This window comes from Pseudomonas fluorescens (genome assembly GCF_003732425.1).
Lineage (GTDB): Bacteria > Pseudomonadota > Gammaproteobacteria > Pseudomonadales > Pseudomonadaceae > Aquipseudomonas > Aquipseudomonas fluorescens_BE.
Window position 1 is genome coordinate 269,431 of the sequence record NZ_MOBX01000005.1, and the last position, 21,004, is coordinate 290,434.

At 59.8% G+C, this 21,004-nt stretch carries 20 protein-coding genes; 6 read left to right on the forward strand and 14 right to left on the reverse strand.

The window, feature by feature from the left end; all coding sequences use genetic code 11:
* Positions 1–57: 57 nt before the first annotated feature.
* Positions 58–1,062: an AraC family transcriptional regulator gene (locus tag BK670_RS09120; RefSeq protein WP_123449505.1), complete on the forward strand. Its 1,005-nt coding sequence runs from the start codon at positions 58–60 to the stop codon at positions 1,060–1,062.
* Positions 1,063–1,065: 3 nt separating this feature from the next.
* Here BK670_RS09120 and BK670_RS09125 read toward each other — a convergent pair whose 3' ends face one another.
* From BK670_RS09125 to BK670_RS09140, 4 genes are all read right to left on the reverse strand, one after another.
* On the reverse strand, positions 1,066–2,289 hold the full coding sequence (locus BK670_RS09125) for a type II toxin-antitoxin system HipA family toxin (RefSeq protein WP_123449506.1): 1,224 nt from the start codon (positions 2,287–2,289) through the stop codon (positions 1,066–1,068).
* Positions 2,282–2,530 carry a helix-turn-helix domain-containing protein gene (locus tag BK670_RS09130; RefSeq protein ID WP_123449507.1) on the reverse strand — a complete coding sequence of 83 codons (249 nt, stop codon included), beginning with the start codon at positions 2,528–2,530 and terminating at the stop codon, positions 2,282–2,284. Before BK670_RS09130 ends, BK670_RS09125 begins: the two co-directional genes overlap by 8 nt.
* A gap of 112 nt (positions 2,531–2,642) precedes the next feature.
* The gene (locus BK670_RS09135; RefSeq protein WP_123449508.1) at positions 2,643–4,031 is read right to left on the reverse strand and encodes a heavy metal sensor histidine kinase; all 1,389 of its coding nucleotides are present in this window, start codon (positions 4,029–4,031) and stop codon (positions 2,643–2,645) included.
* Positions 4,021–4,701, reverse strand: a complete 681-nt coding sequence (locus tag BK670_RS09140) for a heavy metal response regulator transcription factor (RefSeq protein WP_123449509.1) — start codon at positions 4,699–4,701, stop codon at positions 4,021–4,023. The genes BK670_RS09135 and BK670_RS09140 overlap by 11 nt, the downstream gene beginning before the upstream one ends.
* A gap of 136 nt (positions 4,702–4,837) precedes the next feature.
* Between BK670_RS09140 and BK670_RS09145 the strand changes: the two genes are divergently transcribed.
* On the forward strand, positions 4,838–5,323 hold the full coding sequence (locus BK670_RS09145; RefSeq protein WP_123449510.1) for a GlcG/HbpS family heme-binding protein: 486 nt from the start codon (positions 4,838–4,840) through the stop codon (positions 5,321–5,323).
* A 12-nt stretch (positions 5,324–5,335) separates the two neighbouring features.
* The gene (gene uraH, locus BK670_RS09150; RefSeq protein ID WP_123449511.1) at positions 5,336–5,746 is read left to right on the forward strand and encodes a hydroxyisourate hydrolase; all 411 of its coding nucleotides are present in this window, start codon (positions 5,336–5,338) and stop codon (positions 5,744–5,746) included.
* Between the two features lie 126 nt (positions 5,747–5,872).
* Here uraH and BK670_RS09160 read toward each other — a convergent pair whose 3' ends face one another.
* On the reverse strand, positions 5,873–6,550 hold the full coding sequence (locus BK670_RS09160; protein ID WP_123449512.1) for a Crp/Fnr family transcriptional regulator: 678 nt from the start codon (positions 6,548–6,550) through the stop codon (positions 5,873–5,875).
* Between the two features lie 84 nt (positions 6,551–6,634).
* On the opposite strand from BK670_RS09160, the gene BK670_RS09165 reads away from it, so the two are divergent.
* Positions 6,635–7,162, forward strand: a complete 528-nt coding sequence (locus tag BK670_RS09165) for an Mpo1 family 2-hydroxy fatty acid dioxygenase (protein WP_123449513.1) — start codon at positions 6,635–6,637, stop codon at positions 7,160–7,162.
* Positions 7,163–7,275: 113 nt separating this feature from the next.
* Here BK670_RS09165 and BK670_RS09170 read toward each other — a convergent pair whose 3' ends face one another.
* The 6 genes from BK670_RS09170 to dibA all read right to left on the reverse strand — a co-directional run bounded on the left by BK670_RS09170 (position 7,276) and on the right by dibA (position 13,755).
* Positions 7,276–8,265 carry a sulfate/molybdate ABC transporter ATP-binding protein gene (locus BK670_RS09170; RefSeq protein ID WP_123449514.1) on the reverse strand — a complete coding sequence of 330 codons (990 nt, stop codon included), beginning with the start codon at positions 8,263–8,265 and terminating at the stop codon, positions 7,276–7,278.
* 3 nt (positions 8,266–8,268) lie between these two features.
* The gene (cysW, locus tag BK670_RS09175) at positions 8,269–9,141 is read right to left on the reverse strand and encodes a sulfate ABC transporter permease subunit CysW (protein ID WP_007917679.1); all 873 of its coding nucleotides are present in this window, start codon (positions 9,139–9,141) and stop codon (positions 8,269–8,271) included.
* A gap of 12 nt (positions 9,142–9,153) precedes the next feature.
* Complete coding sequence (gene cysT, locus BK670_RS09180) at positions 9,154–9,972, reverse strand: sulfate ABC transporter permease subunit CysT (RefSeq protein WP_007917680.1); 819 nt, start codon at positions 9,970–9,972, stop codon at positions 9,154–9,156.
* Between the two features lie 243 nt (positions 9,973–10,215).
* Positions 10,216–11,229, reverse strand: coding sequence for a sulfate ABC transporter substrate-binding protein (locus tag BK670_RS09185; RefSeq protein WP_123449515.1), 1,014 nt, complete (start codon positions 11,227–11,229; stop codon positions 10,216–10,218).
* A 136-nt stretch (positions 11,230–11,365) separates the two neighbouring features.
* On the reverse strand, positions 11,366–11,548 hold the full coding sequence (gene oscA, locus BK670_RS09190) for a sulfur starvation response protein OscA (RefSeq protein ID WP_034151822.1): 183 nt from the start codon (positions 11,546–11,548) through the stop codon (positions 11,366–11,368).
* Between the two features lie 287 nt (positions 11,549–11,835).
* Positions 11,836–13,755 carry a phosphodiesterase DibA gene (dibA, locus tag BK670_RS09200; protein ID WP_123449517.1) on the reverse strand — a complete coding sequence of 640 codons (1,920 nt, stop codon included), beginning with the start codon at positions 13,753–13,755 and terminating at the stop codon, positions 11,836–11,838.
* Between the two features lie 146 nt (positions 13,756–13,901).
* Between dibA and desA the strand changes: the two genes are divergently transcribed.
* Both desA and BK670_RS09210 read left to right on the forward strand, forming a co-directional pair.
* Positions 13,902–15,083, forward strand: coding sequence for a delta-9 fatty acid desaturase DesA (gene desA, locus BK670_RS09205; protein ID WP_123449518.1), 1,182 nt, complete (start codon positions 13,902–13,904; stop codon positions 15,081–15,083).
* A gap of 237 nt (positions 15,084–15,320) precedes the next feature.
* On the forward strand, positions 15,321–16,310 hold the full coding sequence (locus BK670_RS09210; protein WP_123449519.1) for a GGDEF domain-containing protein: 990 nt from the start codon (positions 15,321–15,323) through the stop codon (positions 16,308–16,310).
* A gap of 141 nt (positions 16,311–16,451) precedes the next feature.
* Here the strand turns inward: BK670_RS09210 and BK670_RS09215 are convergent, their stop codons facing one another.
* The 3 genes from BK670_RS09215 to gabD all read right to left on the reverse strand — a co-directional run bounded on the left by BK670_RS09215 (position 16,452) and on the right by gabD (position 20,706).
* Entirely contained in the window at positions 16,452–17,663 is a 1,212-nt protein-coding gene (locus BK670_RS09215) for a response regulator (RefSeq protein WP_123449520.1), read from the reverse strand.
* 137 nt (positions 17,664–17,800) lie between these two features.
* Entirely contained in the window at positions 17,801–19,078 is a 1,278-nt protein-coding gene (gene gabT, locus BK670_RS09220; RefSeq protein ID WP_007917687.1) for a 4-aminobutyrate--2-oxoglutarate transaminase, read from the reverse strand.
* A 185-nt stretch (positions 19,079–19,263) separates the two neighbouring features.
* Positions 19,264–20,706 (reverse strand): NADP-dependent succinate-semialdehyde dehydrogenase, encoded by a 1,443-nt coding sequence (gabD, locus tag BK670_RS09225; protein ID WP_093440380.1) that lies wholly within the window; start codon positions 20,704–20,706, stop codon positions 19,264–19,266.
* Positions 20,707–21,004: the final 298 nt, after the last annotated feature.

Sequence of the window (21,004 nt, forward strand, 5' to 3'; positions counted from 1 at the left end):
GGCCTTGTATCGCGGTAGCCGAGAACGCCAACCTGTTGACCGGAAGCGCCAATCAGCATGAAGGAACCGACCTCTCTCGCCAGCTGGACCCGTGCCTTGCGCAAACAACTCGATGCGCTGGGGCTGGACAGCATTGCGCTGTGCCAACAGGCCGGGCTCGACCCGCAACTGATGGACGACCCCAACGCGCGCTATCCACTCTCCGGCACCACGCGCCTGTGGGAAATTGCCGTGCAGATCAGCGGCGACCCGGCGATTGGTCTGCGCGTGTCGCGCTTTGTCAGCCCAACCACGTTCCACGCGCTCGGTTATGCGCTGGTGGCCAGTGGCAGCCTGCGCGAAGTGTTCGAACGCATCGTGCGCTATCACCCGGTGGTCAGCGATGCGCTGGAACTGGAGCTGAGCCGCAGTGAAGACCGCTACCAATTCCGTCTGAAAATTCCGTCAGGCAATCCGGCGCCGGCCTTCGAAGCCATCGACGCGTTCACCGCGATCTACGTGCGCACCTGCCGCAATCGCCTCGGCCGCGATTACGCGCCATTGGCCGTATATCTGCGCCGCCCGGAACCGAGCGATGCGCACCAATGGCACAAAGTCTTTCGCGCTCCGGTGCATTTCGGCTGCGTCGAGGATCGCCTGGAGTTCGCCCTCGCCGACTTCGACAGCCACCTCGACGACGCCAACCCGGAACTCGCCGAACACAACGAAGCGGTGCTCAAACGCACGATGGCCCAGCTCAAACCACTGACCTGGGAGCGCAAGGTTCGCGATGCCATTGAAGAACAACTGCCGGAAGGTGAGCCCAGTGCCGAACGGATTGCTCAGGCGTTGCACCTGAGTTTGCGCAGCCTGCAAAGGCATCTGGCGGATGAAGGTTGTCGCTTCGATACTTTGCTCAACGAGAGCCGGGAGAATCTGGCGCTGCTGCACCTGCGCGATCCGCAGTGCTCTTTGAGTGAGGTGAGTTATTTGCTGGGTTTTGCCGACACCAGCAGCTTCAGCCGCGCGTTCAAGCGCTGGACGGGGATGACGCCGGGGCAGTTTCGTGATGGCTTGCGCTGATCGTCAGCTTTTAATCAGGCTGCGCGCCATACCGGCTAACCATTGTTCGATCATCGCAGCACCCAGCTCAGCGAACGCTGGATGACCTGCGCTGTACTCGGCCATTTCGCCCATCGTTACCTGCATGCCATTAGCGACTTGCTGCAGTAATTCATTGCAACGCGCTTCGGTCAGATTGCAGGCCGTTCGACCAAAGCGCACCAGCATTTTGTGCTTTGGCCAGGCCTTCGAACCACCCAACAGCAACGCCATACTGTCGTTCTTTATGTAGACCGAGGTGGTGATGATGTCATATGCGGGGGCGAGTCTGATTGCTGATTCTTCGCCGCAGTTTTCGTAAAGCACGCCGAAATTTTTTAGATGCGCGTCGCCGTTTTTCAGGCCTGCGGACAAAGCCACTATTTTGAAAAATGCTTCCAGCGCCAGATTGAGCAGCGCGGGTGACACAAATGCTTTGATCTGCCGGGCCGCACCTTCGTAAGAGCCGTCGTATTTGGCCTTCGATGACCAACCATTGAGTACGCAGAAGTCCTCGAAACCGAGGTAGCCCGTAGGGCTCAAGTCAAAGCGCTCGATTACCAGAAATTTGCCATGCTCGCTGAGCTCGAACTTTGGCACTTCAAGCCCGCAGTGCTGCGCGGCACGCATGCAGAAGTATTCGTTGGTTGCCAACTGCGGATATTCATCGGCACGAAACGCTTTGACCAGATGGGTTGACCCTCGATGAGTCAGGCGATCAATCGCAGCAGTACTGTCACGTACCAGCACTTTGGGCTGCACACCTGAAACCCCGGAATACTGACCATAGGTTTGCAACAGATCCTCAAACAAGCCTTCCGCGCCATCGTGCACCAGCAGATCGGTCAATGACGTTTCGGGCGGGCGATCCGCCCGCGATGCGTTGGCAATTGACAAACGACCGAGTTGAAAAGGACCGACGATCGCCAACAATGCAAAGTCATCGAAACCACGAACCGCTTTACTGAAGCGCCGGACCAGCTCATCACGCAGCGCACCCTCAGGCAAATTCATCTCGAAGACCGGATGGATACCATGCTCCCAACCATAAGTTTCCAGACGGGACGGCATTGTCAGTGACACGGCGTTTTTGTCACTGGCCTCTTCGCGGTAACTGAAGACGCTATCCGCGCGATCCTGCCCGCGCCCCAGTGTTCCCACTATTTGCCCACCGACACAGACGTTCAATCGATCCGTCGATTCAGTCATGGAAATTTACTTTTTGCAGCGCATCAAGCGTCGGGCGGCGAGACTGACGAGGAACCGCCATCAACTCATAGCCGAACCCGTTCAGGATCGCTTCCACCTTGCGCAAACCGATTTCCGAGACCGTGTTGTTTTCGATTCCCGAGATGGTTGCGCGACTCATGCCGTATTGCTGGGCCAGCGCCTGCTGCGACAACTTGCTTGCCTTGCGCAAAGCTCTAATCAACTCACCGAGCTGTTCCATGACGAAATCCTGCATTATTTACGATGCAAACTTAGATTATTTCTTAATTTTGCATCATATTTGATGCAGTCATTGACCAAGCTTAGCCTAATTTAGAATGATCAAGAAGCTGTCACCGGATCACCGCAAAGCCCAGCTCAAAAATGGTGCCGCCAACATCACTGCTCACCCGCACCTGCCCACCATGCAACTGCATGATCGACTGCACAATCGCCAACCCCAACCCACCCGAATCCCCCGGCTCCGCGCGCGAAGGATCGACACGGTAGAAACGGTCGAACAGTTTGCCCAGATGCTCCGGCGCAATCACCGGACCGTAATTTTGCACCTGCAACCAGCACCACCCCGACTCATCGCGGCGATGCAGGCTGATCACGGTTGCGGAGTCAGCGTGGCGCACGGCATTCGCCAGCAGATTGCCAAGCGCACGTTGCAGCAGTTGTTGATCGGCGAGCAGCTCACCGTGCAGTTGGTTGTCCAGGCGCAGATTGCGGTCATCGGCCAAGGCTTCAAAGTAATCACACAGTTCACCGCCAACGCTGTGCAAATCCAGCGCTTGCAGGTTCAGCGCGCGCTCGGCCTGCTCGGCGCGGGCAAGGAACATCAGGTTTTCCGCCATGCGCTTGAGACGTTCGAACTCTTCCATGTTCGAGGCGAGGACTTCCTGATACTCCTCGGTGCTGCGCGGATGATTCAAGGCCTGCCCGTTACTCGCCAACAAGGTGTGCAGCGGCGTACGAATCTCGTGGGCGAGGTCGGCGGAGAACTGCGACAGACGCTGCACACTGTCGTCCAGCCGCGCCAGCATGCCGTTGAGCGCCTGCACCGGTTCAAGCAGTTCAGTCGGCGTACCGGCGGCGGGCAAGCGTTGATCGAGGCTGCGCAGATCAATGCCACGCACGGCTGCGCTCAACTGCCGTAACGGTCGCAAACCCCGGCGCAGCAACAGCAAGCCCAAGGCAAAGGCGAGCAACGCACCGAGGCCAACGGCCAGATACAAGCGCAAACGGTAACTGGCGAGCATCTGCTCGCGCTCGCTCAGCACCTTGCCGGCGATGACTGTCAGCGGCTCGCCGTTCGGCCCTTGCGCTGCACCTGATAACAGCGCCAGTGCAGCACCGTCCGGCGCTTGCCAGGTCATCACGTCGCGGCGTTGCGGCGCTTGCTCGCGGGGGATTGCGTTGAGCGTCGGCAGCTCGCGTTGACGGGGATTGATGGCGATCACGCTGGAACCATCGGCGCGGCGCACCAGCAACAGGCTGTCGAGATTGCCGAGCATGTTTTGATACAGCCGTGGCCGCGCCTGCAGGGCATCGAGGCTGTCGCTGTCGGCGAGCAAGGCGCGCACTTGTTCCAGTCGACCGAGCAGCGCGAGGTCGTCGCGCCAGGCGATTTCCGACGCAAGCGAACGGTAGAGAAACACGCCAATCGCGCTCAACACCGAAGCGCAGACCATCGCGAACGCCAGCGCCAGGCGCCAGGCGATCGACCTAGAGCGCATCGTCGGGGGCTTCCAGTTGATAACCAACGCCGCGCACGGTGTGGATCAGTTTCGGCATGTACGGGTCATCAACCTTCGCGCGCAGACGCCGCACCGCGACTTCGACCATGTTGGTGTCGCTGTCGAAATTCAGGTTCCACACCTGCGAGGCAATCAGCGTGCGCGACAACACTTCGCCCTGACGACTGGCGAGCAATTGCAGCAGGGCGAACTCCTTGTTGGTCAGGGCAATGCGCTGGCCACCACGGCTGACGCGGCGGCGCAGCACATCGATTTCCAGATCAGCGATGCTGTACGACTCAGCTTCGCGCATCGGCCCGCGCCGTAGCAACGTGCGCACCCGCGCGAGCAGTTCGGCGAAGGCGAACGGTTTGAGCAAGTAATCGTCAGCGCCCAGCTCGAGGCCGCGCACGCGGTCTTCAATGGCGTCCTTGGCGGTGAGGAACAGCACTGGCGTGGCGCCGCGCTGGCGGATCAGTTGCAACAATTGCCAACCGTTAAGGCCGGGCAGCATCACGTCGAGGATGATCAGGTCATATGCCTGTTGCTCGATAAAGTAGCGCCCATCGAGGCCATTGAGCGCCACGTCCACGGCAAAACCCGACTCGCCCAGGCCTTTGGCGAGGAAATTCGCGGTTTTGGCTTCATCTTCTACGACCAGCAAACGCATGGCACACCTCGATTGATCAGGCGTACAGGCTAGGCGCCTTCGGCGGCGTTGCCCATTACAAACTTGTAATCAGACTGACGAGGTTCTGACGAAGAGCGGCGCTTAAGGTGACCACCTTCGCTTTTGGAGCCTGCCCATGACCGTCAAATACCTCGTTGCAAGCCTGATGATCGGCCTCAGTGGCGTCGCCGTTGCCAGCCCTGAACTACCACGCCACGCCGACCTCGACCTGAAAACCGCACGACTGCTCGCCGACAGCGCATTGGCCAACTGCACCGGCACGGTGTCGGTGCTCGATCGGGGCGGCAACCTGCTGGTGACCCTGCGTGGCGATGGCGTCGGCCCGCACAACACTGCCGCCAGCCAACGCAAGGCGTACACCGCGCTGTCGACCAAAACCGCCACCCGGCTGTTCGCCGAACGTGCTCGCAGCAATCCGGAAACCGCCAACCTCAACACTCTCGACGAGTTGCTGCTGCTCGGCGGCGGCATCCCGCTGTTCCTCGGCTCCGAGCTGGTTGGCGCCATCGGCGTGGCCGGCTCTGGCGGCGGTGAGCAAGACGAAAACTGTGCAATCACGGCTGCCGAGAAAACCGGTCTGGCCACTACCCGTTCCCAATAAGGAGATGCATCCATGAGCACTTTGCGCATGACCTTCGCCGCGCTCGGCCTGAGCGCTTTTTCCAGCCTGGCTCTGGCTGCCGGCAATCCCCTGAGCGTGCACGTCCTCAATCTGGAAAACGGCCTGCCGTCGCCGGGCATCAACGTGACGCTGGAGAAACACGTTGGTGAGAACTGGCAGCCGTTGGCTCAGGGCACGACCAATGAACAAGGGCGGATTGCCGAACTGTTCCCGGCCAAACAGCCTTTTGAAGCAGGTGAATACCGGGTGGTGTTCAAGACCGGCGAGTACTTCAAGAAAACCAAGCACGACACGTTCTTCCCGGAGATTCCGGTGATCTTCGAAGTGAAGCAGACCGATCAGCATTACCACATCCCGCTGCTGCTCAGCCCGTACGGCTTCTCGACCTATCGCGGCTCCTGAATCAACACAGATCAAAAATGTGGGAGCGAGCCTGCTCGCGAAGGCGTCGGTTCAGTCGACATCACCGTTGAATGACCCACCGCTTTCGCGAGCAGGCTCGCTCCCACAGGGGATCTCAGGTGCCCGTCAGATCGTGGCCAGGGCACGCAATCGCACGGCATCAAGGATTTCAATCTCGCCGTACCCAAGCCCGATAATCCCCTGCCCCTGCAGATCCTTGAGAATCTGGTTGGTGGTCTGCCGCGACAGCGACAGCATCGACGCCAACTGCTCCTGTGGCAGTTGCAGAACGCGGCGTGGCGCGTCGAGTTCGCCATAGCCTTCGGCGATCATCAGCAGTCGATGGGCCAGACGTGCCGGGGCCGGCAGCAGGCTCAGTTGTTCGAGGTTGATGAAGGTCAGGCGCAGTTTGTGGCTCATCAGCAGTGCCAGATGCCGCCAGTACACCGGATGTTCATCGAGCAGTTTCAGCAGCGTCGCCTGCGGAATATTGAGCAAGGTGCACGGCCCGACGGCGTAGGCATCATGTGTACGTGGCTGGCCGTCAAAAAGGCAGATTTCGCCGAACCAGTGCGGCGCTTCCACCAGACTCAACAACGCCTCCTTGCCCTGCTCGCTCACCGCACCGATACGCACGGCGCCGTCGAGTACTGCGTACAAGCCGCACGGTGGATCGCCGCGCTGGAACAAGCGCTGCCCCGCCGTCAGCCGCCGCTCCCGCGCTGCCGTCAGCAGACTATCCTGAAAGGACACCGGCAGATGACTGAACCACTGGCCGCTCATCAGCCGTGAACGTATTTGCATAAACACTCCTGGATTGTCGCCTGCCTGACAGAGCGAACCCTTATCCCGAGGGATGATGCGATCAACCCTACCGGAGGAACAACAATGAAAAGCCTCGTCGACCATCTCAGTCAATACGCCGCCTACCACCGTGATCCGCGCAATATCGCCAGCCACTTTATCGGCATTCCGCTGATTGTGGTGGCCGTGGCCGTGTTGTTGTCGCGGCCGGAATGGTCGCTGGGCGTGTTGTGGCTATCTCCCGCCGTTGTCGTGGCGCTGGCCTCGGCGTGGTTTTATTTGCGGCTGGAAGTGAAATTGGGCGTCTTGATGACGGTGCTGATGGGGCTATCGGTCTGGGCCGGGCATGTGCTGGCGCAGCAGAGCACCCTGGTCTGGCTGAGCAGCGGCCTGGCGATGTTTGTGATCGGCTGGGTGATCCAGTTTGTAGGGCATCACTATGAAGGGCGCAAACCGGCATTTGTCGATGATGTGTCGGGGCTGATTGTCGGGCCGTTGTTTGTCGTGGCCGAGGTGGCGTTCTTGCTCGGGATGCGCCATGAATTGAAAGAGCAGATCGAAGCGCGGGCGGGGGTGGTGCGAGTCAATCCGAATCGCAAAGCGGCGGCTTAGGCCGCTTAAAAGATCGCAGCCTTCGGCAGCTCCTACAATGGGTTTGGTCGATCACAAATGTGTGACCAACCGAAACCCCTGTAGGAGCTGCCGCAGGCTGCGATCTTTTAATCTTAAAGGCTGGCGACTTTCTGCCAGACCTTCGGCTTGAAGAACAACGTCTCACCCTTGGCCAGCCCGATCAGGCTGTCATGGTCTTTCACCACTTCGGCCTCAATCAGATCCGTCTGCCCTTCGACTTTCAGCGTCACCCGCGTGGTCGCACCCAACGGCCGGATATCGCGCACTTCAGCGGCGTGGTGATCTTCCAGCTCATGCCTGGACAGCGACACTTCATGCGGGCGGAACAGCACGTGGTTGTCGTCGCTCAACAGCAAGCGGTTCGAATCACCAAGGAAGTGATAAACGAAATCGCTGGCCGGATTTTCGTAGACGTCGCCCGGCGAGCCGATCTGCTCGATCACACCCTTGTTCATCACCACGATACGGTCAGCGACTTCCATCGCTTCTTCCTGGTCGTGGGTCACGAATACCGAGGTCAGGTTGATGTCTTCATGCAGGCGTGCGAGCCAGCGGCGCAGTTCCTTGCGCACCTTGGCATCGAGGGCGCCGAACGGCTCGTCCAGCAGCAGCACTTTCGGCTCCACCGCCAAGGCACGAGCCAACGCGATACGCTGACGCTGACCACCGGACAACTGCTCCGGATAACGATCCGACAACCAGTCCAGTTGCACCATGTTCAGCAGCTCGTGAACCTTGGCCGCGATCTGGCTTTCGCTCGGGCGCTGGTTTTTCGGTTTCATGCGCAGGCCGAATGCGACGTTGTCGAACACGGTCATGTGGCGGAACAAGGCGTAATGCTGGAACACGAAACCGACGTTGCGATCACGCACATCGTGGCCGGAGACGTCCTCACCGTGGAACACGATGTTGCCGTTATCCGGGGTTTCCAGCCCGGCGATGATCCGCAGCAGGGTGGTCTTGCCGCAGCCCGACGGGCCGAGCAGCGCCACCAGCTCACCGCTGTGGATATCCAGGCTGATGTTGTCCAGCGCCTTGAACGCATTGAAATTCTTGCTGACGTTACGCACTTCGATCGACATGAATTATTCCTCCGCGGCGCTGGCGCGCAGGCGGTTGATACGGTTTTCGCTCCACTGCTTGAGCAGCAGGATGAAGAGCGCCAGGATCAGCAACAGGCTCGCCACGGCGAACGCGGCCACGTGGTTGTATTCGTTGTAGAGAATCTCGACGTGCAGCGGCAAGGTGTTGGTCACCCCGCGAATGTGCCCGGAGACCACCGACACCGCACCGAACTCACCCATGGCCCGCGCGGTACACAGCACCACGCCATAGATCAGGCCCCATTTGATGTTGGGGACGGTGACGTGCCAGAACATCTGCCAGCCGTTGGCGCCGAGCAGGCGCGCGGCTTCCTCTTCCTGCGTGCCTTGTTCCTGCATCAGTGGAATCAACTCGCGGGCTACGAACGGTACGGTGACGAAGATCGTCGCCAGCACGATGCCCGGCAAGGCGAAGACGATCTGAATGTCGTGATCCTGCAGCCACGGCCCGAACAGGCCCTGGGCGCCGAACATCAGCACGTAGACCAGACCGGCGATCACCGGCGAGACCGAGAACGGCAGGTCGATCAGCGTCACCAGCATGCTCTTGCCACGGAACGAGTATTTACTCACGCACCACGCGGCGCTGACACCGAACACCAGGTTCAGCGGCACCGAAATCAGTACGGCGAACACGGTGAGTTTCAGTGCCGACAGTGCATCCGGTTCAAAGATCGCGGTGAAGAATGCACCGAGGCCATTCTTCAAACCCTGCGATACCACGATGAACAATGGCAGCAGCAGAAACAGGAAAAAGATCAGCCAGCCAAGACCGATCAGGATTCTGCGCGAAGTGGCGCTGCCACGGCGCGCGGCGTTGGCCGAAGAGGCGGCCGCAATAGACGATTGGGACATGTTCGCGCCTCCTTATGGGGTTTCGATGCGCCGCTGCAGCAAGTTGATCAGCAGCAACAGGACAAAGGAAACCACCAGCATCAACACGCCGATGGCGGTAGCGCCGGTGTAATCGTACTGGTCGAGTTTGACCATGATCAGCAGCGGCAGGATCTCGGTTTTCATCGGCATGTTGCCGGCAATGAAAATCACCGAACCGTACTCGCCGACGCCACGCGCGAACGCCAAGGCAAAACCGGTCAGCCAGGCGGGCAACAATGCGGGAACGAGGATGTGGCGAAACACCTGCCATGGCTTCGCACCGAGGCACGCGGCGGCCTCTTCGACTTCGCGGGGAATGTCGGCCAGTACCGGCTGCACCGTGCGCACCACGAACGGCAGGGTCACGAAGGTCAGCGCCAGAGTGATACCGAGTGGGGTGTAAGCGATTTTGAAACCGAGGTCGGCGGCGAACTGACCGACCAGCCCGGCCGGCGCGTACAGCGCGGTCAGCGCAATACCGGCCACTGCGGTCGGCAGGGCGAACGGCAGATCGATCATCGCGTCGATCACCTTGCGCCCTGGAAAGGTGTAGCGCACCAGCACCCAGGCCAGCAGAGTACCGATGATGCCGTTGATGATCGCGGCACACAGCGCGGTACCGAAGCTCAGCTTCAGAGCGGCCAGCACCCGCGGCGCGGAAATGATCGTCCAGAACTGATCCCAGGTGAGTTGGGCGGCGTGGACGAACATCGCCGCCAGCGGGATAAGCACAATCAGGCTGAGGTACACCAAGGTGTAGCCCAGCGTCAGCCCGAAGCCGGGTATGACGGGGGAGATACGACGCGACATAAAAGTCCCTGGTTAAAAACGCATCAATGTGGGAGCGAGCCTGTGGTGAGGGGATTTAGCGAAACGTCGCACCGCCCCGATGGGCAGCGTAGCTGCCCCAAAACCAGAAAACGCGGTCAATCAAATACACCGCATCCAATTGTTTTGCGACTGCTTCGCAGCCGATCGGGGATAAATCCCCTCACCACAAAGGCTAGCTCCTACATGTTTTGTGCCTGAGCTCAAGGCTAGTTTCGAGTGAGATTACTGCGCCTGATAAATCTGGTCGAACACGCCACCGTCGTTGAAGAATTTCGGCTGCGCGGTTTTCCAGCCGCCGAAATCCTTGTCGATAGTCACCAGTTCCAGTTTCGGGAACTGCTGAGCGTACTTGGCGGCCACGTCCTTATCACGCGGACGGTAGAAATTCTTCGCGGCAATTTCCTGACCGGCCGGGCTGTACAGGTGCTTCAGATAAGCTTCGGCGATCTGCGCGTTGCCCTTCTTCTCGGCATTCTTGTCGACCACGGCCACTGGCGGCTCGGCGAGGATCGACAGCGAAGGCACGACGATGTCGAACTTGTCGGCGCCGCCATCTTCTTTCAGTGCCAGGAACGCTTCGTTTTCCCACGCCAGCAACACGTCACCCTGACCGTTGTTGACGAACGTGATGGTCGAGCCGCGCGCACCGGTGTCCAGCACTGGCACGTGCTTGAACAGGGTCTGTACGTATTCTTTGGCTTTTTCTTCGCTGCCGCCGTTGGCTTTCAGACCGTAGGCCCATGCGGCGAGGAAGTTCCAGCGCGCACCGCCGGAGGTTTTCGGGTTCGGGGTGATCACCGAGACGTCGTTCTTGATCAGATCGCCCCAGTCCTTGATGCCTTTCGGGTTGCCCTTGCGCACCAGGAACACGATGGTCGAGGTGTACGGGGTGCTGGCATCCGGCAAACGCTTCTGCCAGTCGGCGGGCAGGGTCTTGCCGAGTTTGGCGATTTCGTCGATGTCGCCGGCCAGCGCCAGGGTCACAACGTCGGCGCGCAGACCGTCGATCACTGCGCGGCCCTGCTTGCCCGAACCACCATGGGATTGCTGGATTTTCACGGTGTCGCCGGCGTGATCTTTCTGCCAGAACTTGATGAATTCAGCGTTGTAGTCCTGATACAGCTCGCGCGTCGGGTCATACGACACGTTGAGCAGTTCGTAATCCTTGGCAACCGCGGAACCGGCAAACACAGCACTGGCCAGGGCGGCCAAAGCGTAACGGCGAATCGACGACATGGTGAAAGCTCCTGGAATTCTGGGTGGTGGCTTTTTCTTATGTATTGCGCAAATCCGGTGTGCCGGTTCAAAGATCGCAGCCTTCGGCAGCTCCTACATAAAGCTCCCCGCAGGAGCTGGCGCAGGCTGCGATCTTTTAGCCCGGTTGCTTACCGGGCTGCTGCAAACGGAATTTCTCTTTGCGTTCGATCTGTACGACTTGCGCGTTGTGCACAGTGATCTCCACCGCGCCGAAACGCAGATCGCGCAGGGCGCTCTGGATTTCACGCAAAATGGTGGTTTCGTCCTGACCGTCAACGCTGCGAAGGGATGCGCTCATGGTGCTGCTCCTTGAATGGGATATGCCTGGCAGTGGGCGGCACTGCGTTCGGCGTGGGAGCAATATAAGAGAGGCGCAGATATTCTTAAAAAGACTATTTAAGAATGTTTATATAACTGAAAAAACATTATCTGACGGGACAAGGGTTTGCGCGCTTTCCCGGTACTCAAGAACACCGCAACCCCTGTGGCGAGGGAGCTTGCTCCCGCCGGGCTGCGCAGCAGGCCCAAAAAAGGCGCGCGCTTCGCACTCGAGCGGGAGCAAGCTCCCTCGCCACAGATTCGGTCTCAACCGATAACCGGTGCGCGCGCCCAATCAATCTCCGCCGCCGGCACCGGCCGCCCAAACCAGTAGCCCTGCCCCAGATCACATTCCTGCTCGAGCAGAAACGCCGCCTGCTCTACCTGCTCGATGCCCTCGGCATGCACCTGCATGCCCATGCTCCGGGCCAGCGCGATGATCACCCGGACGATCGCCGCGTCATCCTCATCCCACGGCAACCCGGCAACGAAACCCTGATCGATCTTCAATTTCTGCACCGGCAAGCGCTTGAGCCGCAGCAGTGACGAGTAACCCGTGCCGAAATCATCGATGGCCAGACGAATACCCAACTCGCGCAAACGGTGCATCTGCTCCAGCGCCACTTCCGGATCATCCATTACCGCGCTTTCGGTGACTTCCAGCTCCAGATACGCCGGATCCAGCCCGGTGTCGTGCAGCACCTGCGCCACCTGCTGGTACAACTCACGCCGGGCAAACAGCCGAGACGACACATTCACCGCAACAAATGACAACACCACCCCGTCCTGTTGCCATTGGCACATCTGCCGGCACGCCTGCTGCATCACCCACGCGTCGATGTCGGCGATCAACCCGGTACGCTCGGCAATCGGGATGAATTCCGCCGGCGACACCAGACCGCGCAGCGGATGCTGCCAGCGCACCAAGGCTTCGACGCCGATCAGGCGCCTGGTTTTCAAGTCATGCACCGGTTGGTAGTACACCCGCAGTTCCTGCTGCTCCAGCGCCCGGCGCAGCTCGAATGCAATCTCCACCCGTTGCTGAGCGTGGGCGGTGAGCTCTTCGGTGTACAAGGCGTAGCCGTTGCGGCCGCTGCTCTTGGCCTTGAACAACGCCGCATCGGCATTGCGCAATAGTTGGTCGGCACTCAGCGCGTCGCTGGGAAACAGGCTGATGCCGAGGCTGGCGTTGATGAACAGCTGATGGCCATCGATGCTGAACGGTTCCTTCAGCGCATCGAGAATCCGTTGCGCCAGCGCCGCTGCCTGCACCGGCTGTGGACAACTTTCCGCGAGCACCGCGAACTCGTCGCCGCCCAGGCGCGCCAAGCTAATGCCGGGGCCAAACAGTTCTTGCAGGCGCGCCGCTACTGCCTTGAGCAAGCGATCGCCGACGTTATGGCCGAGGCTGTCGTTGATCATTTTGAAATGATCGAGATCGAGCATCAGCAACGCACAGCCGCGCTTGTGGATCTGCGCCGAGGCCAGCGCCTGTTCGGCGCGGTCGCTGAACAGCAGGCGATTGGGCAGATCGGTCAGCGGATCGTGGTGCGCAAGGTGTTTGAGTTCATGCTCGGAATCCTTGATCGCGCTGATGTCGGAAAACACCGCGACGTAATGGCTGAGCCGGCCCTGATCATCGTGAATGACCCGTATGGTTTGCCACTGTGGATAAATCTCGCCGCATTTACGCCGGTTCCAGATTTCGCCGCTCCATTCGCCCTGCGATTCCAGAGTGGCGAACATCGCTTGATAGAACCCCGGCGGATGATGGCCGGACTTGAACAGGCTCGGCTGCTGTCCGAGGACTTCTTCGCGCTGATAACCGGTGATCTCGATGAACGCGCGATTGACGTGCACGATCAGGCCGCGATGGTTGGTCACCAACACGCCTTCGCGGGTGCAATCGAACACCGCTGCCGCCTGACGCAAGCGTTCGCGATCAGCGTGGCGCTCGCGCAAACGCGCGCCAATCCCGAGGAACTCGCACAAGCGCGCCCGCGCCAGAAAGATCAGCCCGGCGCTGAGCGCCGCAAACACGTAACCGTTGATCAGTTGCCATCGGGCAAGATCGACAGAGTTATCGAAGAATTTGTTTAATAAATGATCAGTTCCCTGCAGCCAGACAGCGGCAAACACGAGATAGAGCAGCGCTGCACGCAAAGCATCGCGGTAAGTGGCACGCATTCGGCTATCCATGTCCCCACAAAAAGGTTGGAATTATAGGTCAAGAAACATCCAGCGACTCTTATCTGAAAGGGCGACTGGTTTTATCTGTGTGCTTAGTGATAATGCAACGGCTGTTTTTATCTTTATCGAGGGCCCTATAGCCTATGTGGTACGAAGGTTTTCTTGGCTTGTCGGCCTGGTCTCTGGTCGCAGTCACCCTGCTGATGACCCACGTGACAATTGTCGCCGTCACGGTCTATCTGCACCGCTACTCGGCCCATCGCTCGCTGGAGCTGAATGCCGGCCTGAAGCACTTCTTCCGTTTCTGGCTGTGGCTGACCACGGCGCAGAACACTCGCGAGTGGACCGCCATCCACCGTAAACACCACGCTAAATGCGAAACCGAGGATGACCCGCACAGCCCGGTTATCAAAGGCCTTTCCACCGTACTGCGCACCGGCGCCGAGCTGTATCGTGCCGAAGCGCAGAACCCGGAAACCCTGCGCATCTACGGCAAGAACTGCCCCGAAGACTGGATCGAGCGCAACGTCTACAGCCGCTACCCGCTGCTCGGCGTGGCGATCATGGGCGTTATCGACCTGCTGCTGTTCGGCACCATCGGCATCACCATCTGGGCGATCCAGATGATGTGGATCCCGGTGTGGGCCGCCGGCGTGATCAACGGCCTGGGCCATGCGGTCGGCTATCGCAACTTCGAATGCCGCGACGCGGCGACCAATCTGGTGCCATGGGGCATCCTGATCGGCGGCGAAGAACTGCACAACAACCATCACACCTACCCTAACTCGGCCAAGCTGTCGGTGAAAAAGTGGGAGTTCGACCTCGGTTGGGCGTGGATCAAAGTCTTCTGCTTCCTGCGTCTGGCCAAGGTTCAGCGTGTCGCGCCGATCGCCCACCGTGTCGAAGGCAAGGGCAATCTGGACATGGACACCGCCATGGCCATCCTCAACAACCGCTTCCAGATCATGGCCCAGTACCGCAAATTGGTGATCGGCCCGCTGGTCAAGCAAGAGCTGGCCAAGGTCGATCATTCGGTACGTCACCAGTTCCACCGCGCCAAACGTCTGCTGTCGCGGGAAACCAGCCTGCTGGAAGATCGTCATCACTTGCGCATCCAGACCATGCTCGAGCACAGCCAGGCACTGAAGGTAATTTACGAAAAACGCCTGGCCCTGCAGCAGATCTGGGTCAAGACCAGCGCAAATGGCCACGACATGCTCGCGGCCATCAAAGAGTGGATTCACGAGGCCGAAGCCAGCGGCATCCAGTCTCTGCGCGAATTTGCTGATCAGTTGAAAACCTACTCGCTGCGCCCCGCAGCGTAACGGCTGCCCCTGTAGCGAGGGAGCTTGCTCCCGCTCGGCTGCGAAGCAGCCGCAAAACCGGACGACGCGTTTTTTCTGATGAAACGCGTCGCCTTGACCGCCCAGCGGGAGCAAGCTCCCTCGCCACAAAAGCGCGGAACTAAGCACAAAATCCCCTATCTCAAAGACTTCGCCATTCCGGCGGGCTTAGGTGTGGCCGTTGTTGTCGACGCGGCACGCCCTCTGAGATCTGTGCCGATGGTCAACAACAATCAAAAAGACTCATCCTTCCCGCAGTGGCCCGAGGCCGCGCAAACCCTGATGGCGTTGATGCACGCCCAAGGTGAAGTCGCCCGTCTGAGCGAACGCGAGCAGCTGTTCAGCTCCTTGCTGTTCAGCGTCAATGCCGTGCTTTGGGCCTTCAACTGGGAAACCCGGCAGGTGCTGTACGTCAGCCCCGCCTACGAGCGGATTTTCGGCCGTTCCGCCGGCCTGCTGCTCGCCGACTACAACCAGTGGCGCGACAGCATCTACCCCGACGACCTCGACTACGCCGAACGCAGCCTCGCCGAAGTCCTGCACAAAGGTGCGGTGGAAGATCGCGAATACCGGATCATCGCTGCCGACGGCCAGGTGCGCTGGCTCAGCGATAAATGCTTCATCAACCGTCAGGACGAGCCCGGGCAGCCAGTGATCATCGTCGGCATCGCCGAAGACATTACTGACAAGAAGCAAATGGAAACCGAGCTGCACCGTTTGGCGACCACTGACGTGCTGACGCAAAGCAGCAATCGCCGCCACTTCTTCGAGTGCGCCAACCGTGAGTTCGAAGAAGCGCGGTTACAGGGTGCGCAAATGGCCTTTCTACTGCTGGATATCGATGATTTCAAAATGATCAACGACACCTACGGCCACCCGGAGGGCGATAACGTGTTGCAGCGGATTGCCGAGTGCGGACGCGGATCGTTACGCCGAGGCGATCTGTTCGGGCGGATAGGCGGGGAAGAATTTGCGGCAGTGTTTCCCGGTTGTGCGCCGGACATGGCCATGCAGGTGGCTGAACGGCTGCGGCAGGAGATTCAGCGATTGAGTTTCAGCAATGACGGCCAGACATTTAGTATCACTGTCAGTCAGGGCTTGACCGGCCTGACCGAGGCCGACGAAAGCCTCGACAGCCTGTTCGCCCGCGCGGATGCAGCGATGTATGAAGCCAAACGGCAGGGCAAGAATCGCATCATCTCTGCCTGACACCGTCCCGCGCCTCAACACAAACCTACTGTGGGAGCGAGCCTGCTCGCGAAAGCGTCTTATCAGATAATGATGTGCTGAATGACACTCCGCCTTCGCGAGCAGGCTCGCTCCCACATTTGGAATGCCGGTGAATCCGGGTTATTTGCGCATCCGCATCAATTCCGGCAAGCCGATCTTGAGCAACCGCGCCGTGCGGCTCTTCGCCAGTTCCTCAACGCCTTCATGCTCGGTCAAGCGGGCCATCTGCGCCGCCATGTTCATCACCAGTGCCTCGCGGGAATACACCCCGCCGCCGAGCTGGTAGACCGACGCAATCAACTCCCGCAGCTCCAGCGGCAATCGCCAGCGGGTGCGCAGGGCCGAACCGTAGGCCGCGCCGAACTCCGCCAGCGCATCGCCCACCTCCTCCCACTCATCCAGCTCTCCGCCGGCCTGTTTCCACTCCTGCAGACAACGCAGCAACGCCAGATCACCGAGGCGATGCAGCATGCCCGCGCAGTAACAGCGCTCCTGATCCAGATCGAGCAAACGCGCCAACGTGCGGGCATATTCGGCGGTGTGCAGCGACAGTCCCCAATAACGCTCGGCGTAGTCTGCCAGGCACGGATCACTGAGCCTGGCGCTGCGCTTGAGTGCCAGCCCCAGAATCAGGTTCATGCTCTGTCCGGTGCCCAGGCGATGCAGGGCTTGAGCCAGTGTTTGCACCGGCGCGCCATGGTGCTGCGCCGCGCTGTTGGCTGCAGCGATCAGCACTGCCGTGATTTGTGGATCGGTCTTGATCTCATCTTCCAACAGCTTCAGATCCAGCCCGTTGGGATTGAGGCTGCGTTTCACCGCCACCTGCACATCGGTCATCAGCGGCGCACCATCGGCCAGCTCACGACGGCGCTCAAGGAATACCGACAAGGTCATGCCCGGCGCCAATGTCGGCACCTCACAGAGCACCTCTTCACCGGCATTGAGCAACAAGCCCTGTAGTCGCTCGGTCAGGCTTTCCATGTTCAGTGGTTTGGTCAGATAGGCCGTCGGTGCCAACGGAATCGCTTCGCGCACGCTGGCGCTGTCGTTGCGGCTGCTCAGCAGAATGAACGGCAGCGGCGGGTTGCGTTTGCGCTGACGCACGCTGCGCAACACGTTCAAACCGTCGATGCCGGGTAACTCCCAATCGACGATAGCGAGGTCATACGGTACTTCACTGAGCAATGACAGAGCTTGCTGCCCGTCGGCGCACAGGTCTATCCGTGCATCGCAACGCACGTTCAGCAGCACTTGTTTGAGCAGGTCCCGGGACCACGGATCGGCCTCGGCAATCAGCACTCGGGGTACGGCGGGTAAATCAACGGCAGTCATGCGCGCTCTCCCTTGCAATGCCTGAACCTTAGCCAATGCTGGCCTTTCGATACAGCGCTAAAGCAATTGATATGTTCGCGGGGCGAAAAAAAACCCGCCGAAGCGGGTTTTTGTCTATCCGATCACAGCGACGGGGCTTACAGCTCCGAGAAGCACTCTTCGATGATCGCCAGACCTTTGTCCAGTTGCTCGTCCGGCGAGGTCAGCGGTACCAGTACGCGCAGAACGTTGCCGTAGGTGCCGCAGGACAGCAGGATCAGACCCTTGTCGCGCGCCTTGGCCACAACAGACGCCACTGCAGCCGCGTTTGGCTTGTGGCTGTCGCCGTTTTCGAACAGCTCGACCGCGATCATTGCGCCCAGGGCACGCACTTCGCCGATCACCGGATACTTGGCCTGGATAGCTTTCAGGCCAGTGACCAGACGCTCGCCGACAGCCTTGCAGCGATCCAGCAGTTGTTCTTCTTCGAACACTTCCATCACGGCCAGGGCCGCGGCGCAAGCGATCGGGCTACCGGCGTAGGTGCCGCCCAGGCCGCCTGGTGCGATGGCGTCCATGTATTCGGCTTTGCCGCAAACACCGGCGAGCGGGAAGCCGCCAGCGATGGATTTGGCGAAAGTGGTCAGGTCGGCAGCAACGCCCATCTGTTCCATGGCGAAGAAAGTGCCGGTACGGCCAGCGCCAGTTTGTACTTCGTCAGCGATCAGCAGGATGCCGTGCTGGTCGCACAGAGCACGCAGACGCTTCATGAATTCCTTCGGCGCAACGTAGAAACCACCTTCACCCTGTACAGGCTCGATGATGATCGCGGCGATGTCTTTCGGCTCGGCGTCGTTCTTGAAGATGCGCTCGATGGAAGCGATCGAATCGTCGATGCTCACGCCGTGCAGTTCGTTCGGGTACAGCGCGCGGAAGATGCCGCCTGGCATCAGGCCCATGCCGGCCGAGTAAGGCACGACTTTACCGGTCAGGCCCAGGGTCATCATGGTGCGACCGTGGTAAGCGCCGGTGAACGCGATCACGCCGGCACGGCCAGTGGCGGCACGGGCAATTTTCACGGCGTTTTCCACGGCTTCGGAACCGGTGGTGACCAGCAGGGTTTTCTTGGCGAAATCACCCGGAACCTTGGCGTTGATTTTTTCGCACAGCTCAACGTACGGCTCGTAAGCCAGTACCTGGAAGCAGGTGTGGGTCAGCTTGTTCAGCTGTTCGGTCACGGCCGCGATGATTTTCGGGTGCACGTGGCCGGTGTTCAGCACGGCGATACCGCCAGCGAAGTCGATGAACTCACGACCTTCAACGTCAGTCACAGTAGCGTTCTTCGCCGATTCAGCGAAGATCGGGTGAATCTGGCCAACACCACGTGGAACAGCTGCGGTACGACGGGCCATCAGTTCAGCGTTAGTCTTGCTCATTACAGTCCTCATTCGCCGCTCATCGGGCGGCGTGGTTCAAGGATTAAGCGGGAGAAATCGACGGTGGCAGCATGCGATGATCGACTGCCACGGCGTTTCTGGCCGCAGAGAAAATTCCGGTTTAAAACGACGCAAAGGGACAGCGCTCTCGTGCCCTTTGCGTTTGCAGCGATCTCTTACAGGGCTTAGATGCCCAGGCAGAGGTATTTGATTTCCAGGTAATCTTCGATGCCGTACTTGGAGCCTTCACGGCCCAGGCCCGAGGCCTTGATGCCGCCGAACGGCGCGACTTCGTTGGAGATCAGCCCGGTGTTGACGCCAACCATGCCGTATTCCAGCGCTTCCGCGACACGGAACACACGACCGAGGTCGCGAGCGTAGAAGTAGGAGGCCAGACCGAACTCGGTGTCGTTGGACATCGCGATCACTTCGGCTTCGTCTTTGAAGCGGAACAGCGGCGCCAGCGGACCGAAGGTTTCTTCCTTGGCCACAGCTGCGTTTTTCGGCACGTTGGTCAGGATGGTCGGCTCGAAGAAGTTGCCTTCCATTGGCTTGCCGCCAGCCAGCACGGTGGCGCCTTTGGCTACGGCGTCAGCGATGTGCTCTTGCACCTTGGCCACGGCTTTTTCGTCGATCAGCGGACCCGTGGTGGTGCCGTCTTCCAGACCGTTACCGATCTTCAGTTTGGCCACGGCCACTTTCAGCTTCTCGGCGAACGCGTCGTAGACCGAGTCCTGAATGTACAAACGGTTGGCGCAGACGCAGGTCTGCCCGTTGTTGCGGTACTTGGAAATGATCGCGCCTTCGACGGCCTTATCCAGGTCCGCGTCGTCGAACACGATGAACGGCGCGTTGCCGCCCAGTTCCAGCGAGACTTTCTTGATGTCCTTGGCGCATTCCGACATCAGCTGACGACCGATTTCGGTCGAGCCGGTGAAGGACAGCTTGCGCACGATCGGGTTGCTGGTCAGCTCGCTGCCGATGTCGCCAGCGCTGCCGGAGACCACGCTGAACACGCCCGCAGGAATACCCGCGCGCTGAGCCAGTTCGGCCAAGGCGAAAGCGGAAAACGGCGTTTGCGAAGCAGGCTTGAGCACCATGGTGCAACCGGCAGCCAGCGCCGGGCCGGCTTTACGAGTGATCATCGCCGCCGGGAAGTTCCACGGAGTGATAGCTGCGGTCACGCCGATCGGCTGCTTGATTACGATCAGGCGCTTGTCTGGCTGGTGGCCCGGAATCACGTCACCGTAGATGCGCTTGGCTTCTTCGGCGAACCACTCGATGAACGAAGCGGCGTAAACGATTTCGCCTTTGGCTTCGGCCAGCGGCTTGCCCTGCTCGAGGGTCATCAGGCGCGCGAGGTCGTCCTGGTTCTCGATCATCAGCTCGAACCAGCGACGCAGCTTGCCGGCACGCTCTTTGGCGGTCAGGGCACGCCAGGCCGGCAGCGCCTTGTCAGCGGCTTCGATGGCACGGCGGGTTTCGGCGGCGCCCATTTTTGGCACGGTACCGAGGATTTCGCCGGTGGCCGGGTTGTTGACCTTGATCGTCTGACCGTTGTCCGCATCGACCCAAGCGCCATCAATGAAGGCTTGCTGGCGGAACAACAGGGTGTCTTTAAGCTGCATGTCGGCTTTCCTTAACAGCACCGCGGCCTGCGCGGAGCAAATTATGATTGTAGAAAGGCGCCTCGCAAGGCTGCCGTCAGGGAAATCAGTGACCGGGTGTGGCGCATCGACAGTGCACGATTCGAAACACCGGCGCTTCAACGCCCGGTCAACGAGCGTTTGAAATCTCAAACGGATCGTAGGATCAAAGGGGTTAAAGGACAATAGGTCGTTCGAAAAAAAGAACAAAAACGGCGTGTTTGTGGAATTTTTCAGATCAACGAGCCTAAAGCCTCTGCCGCAGCAAAACCATAGAACA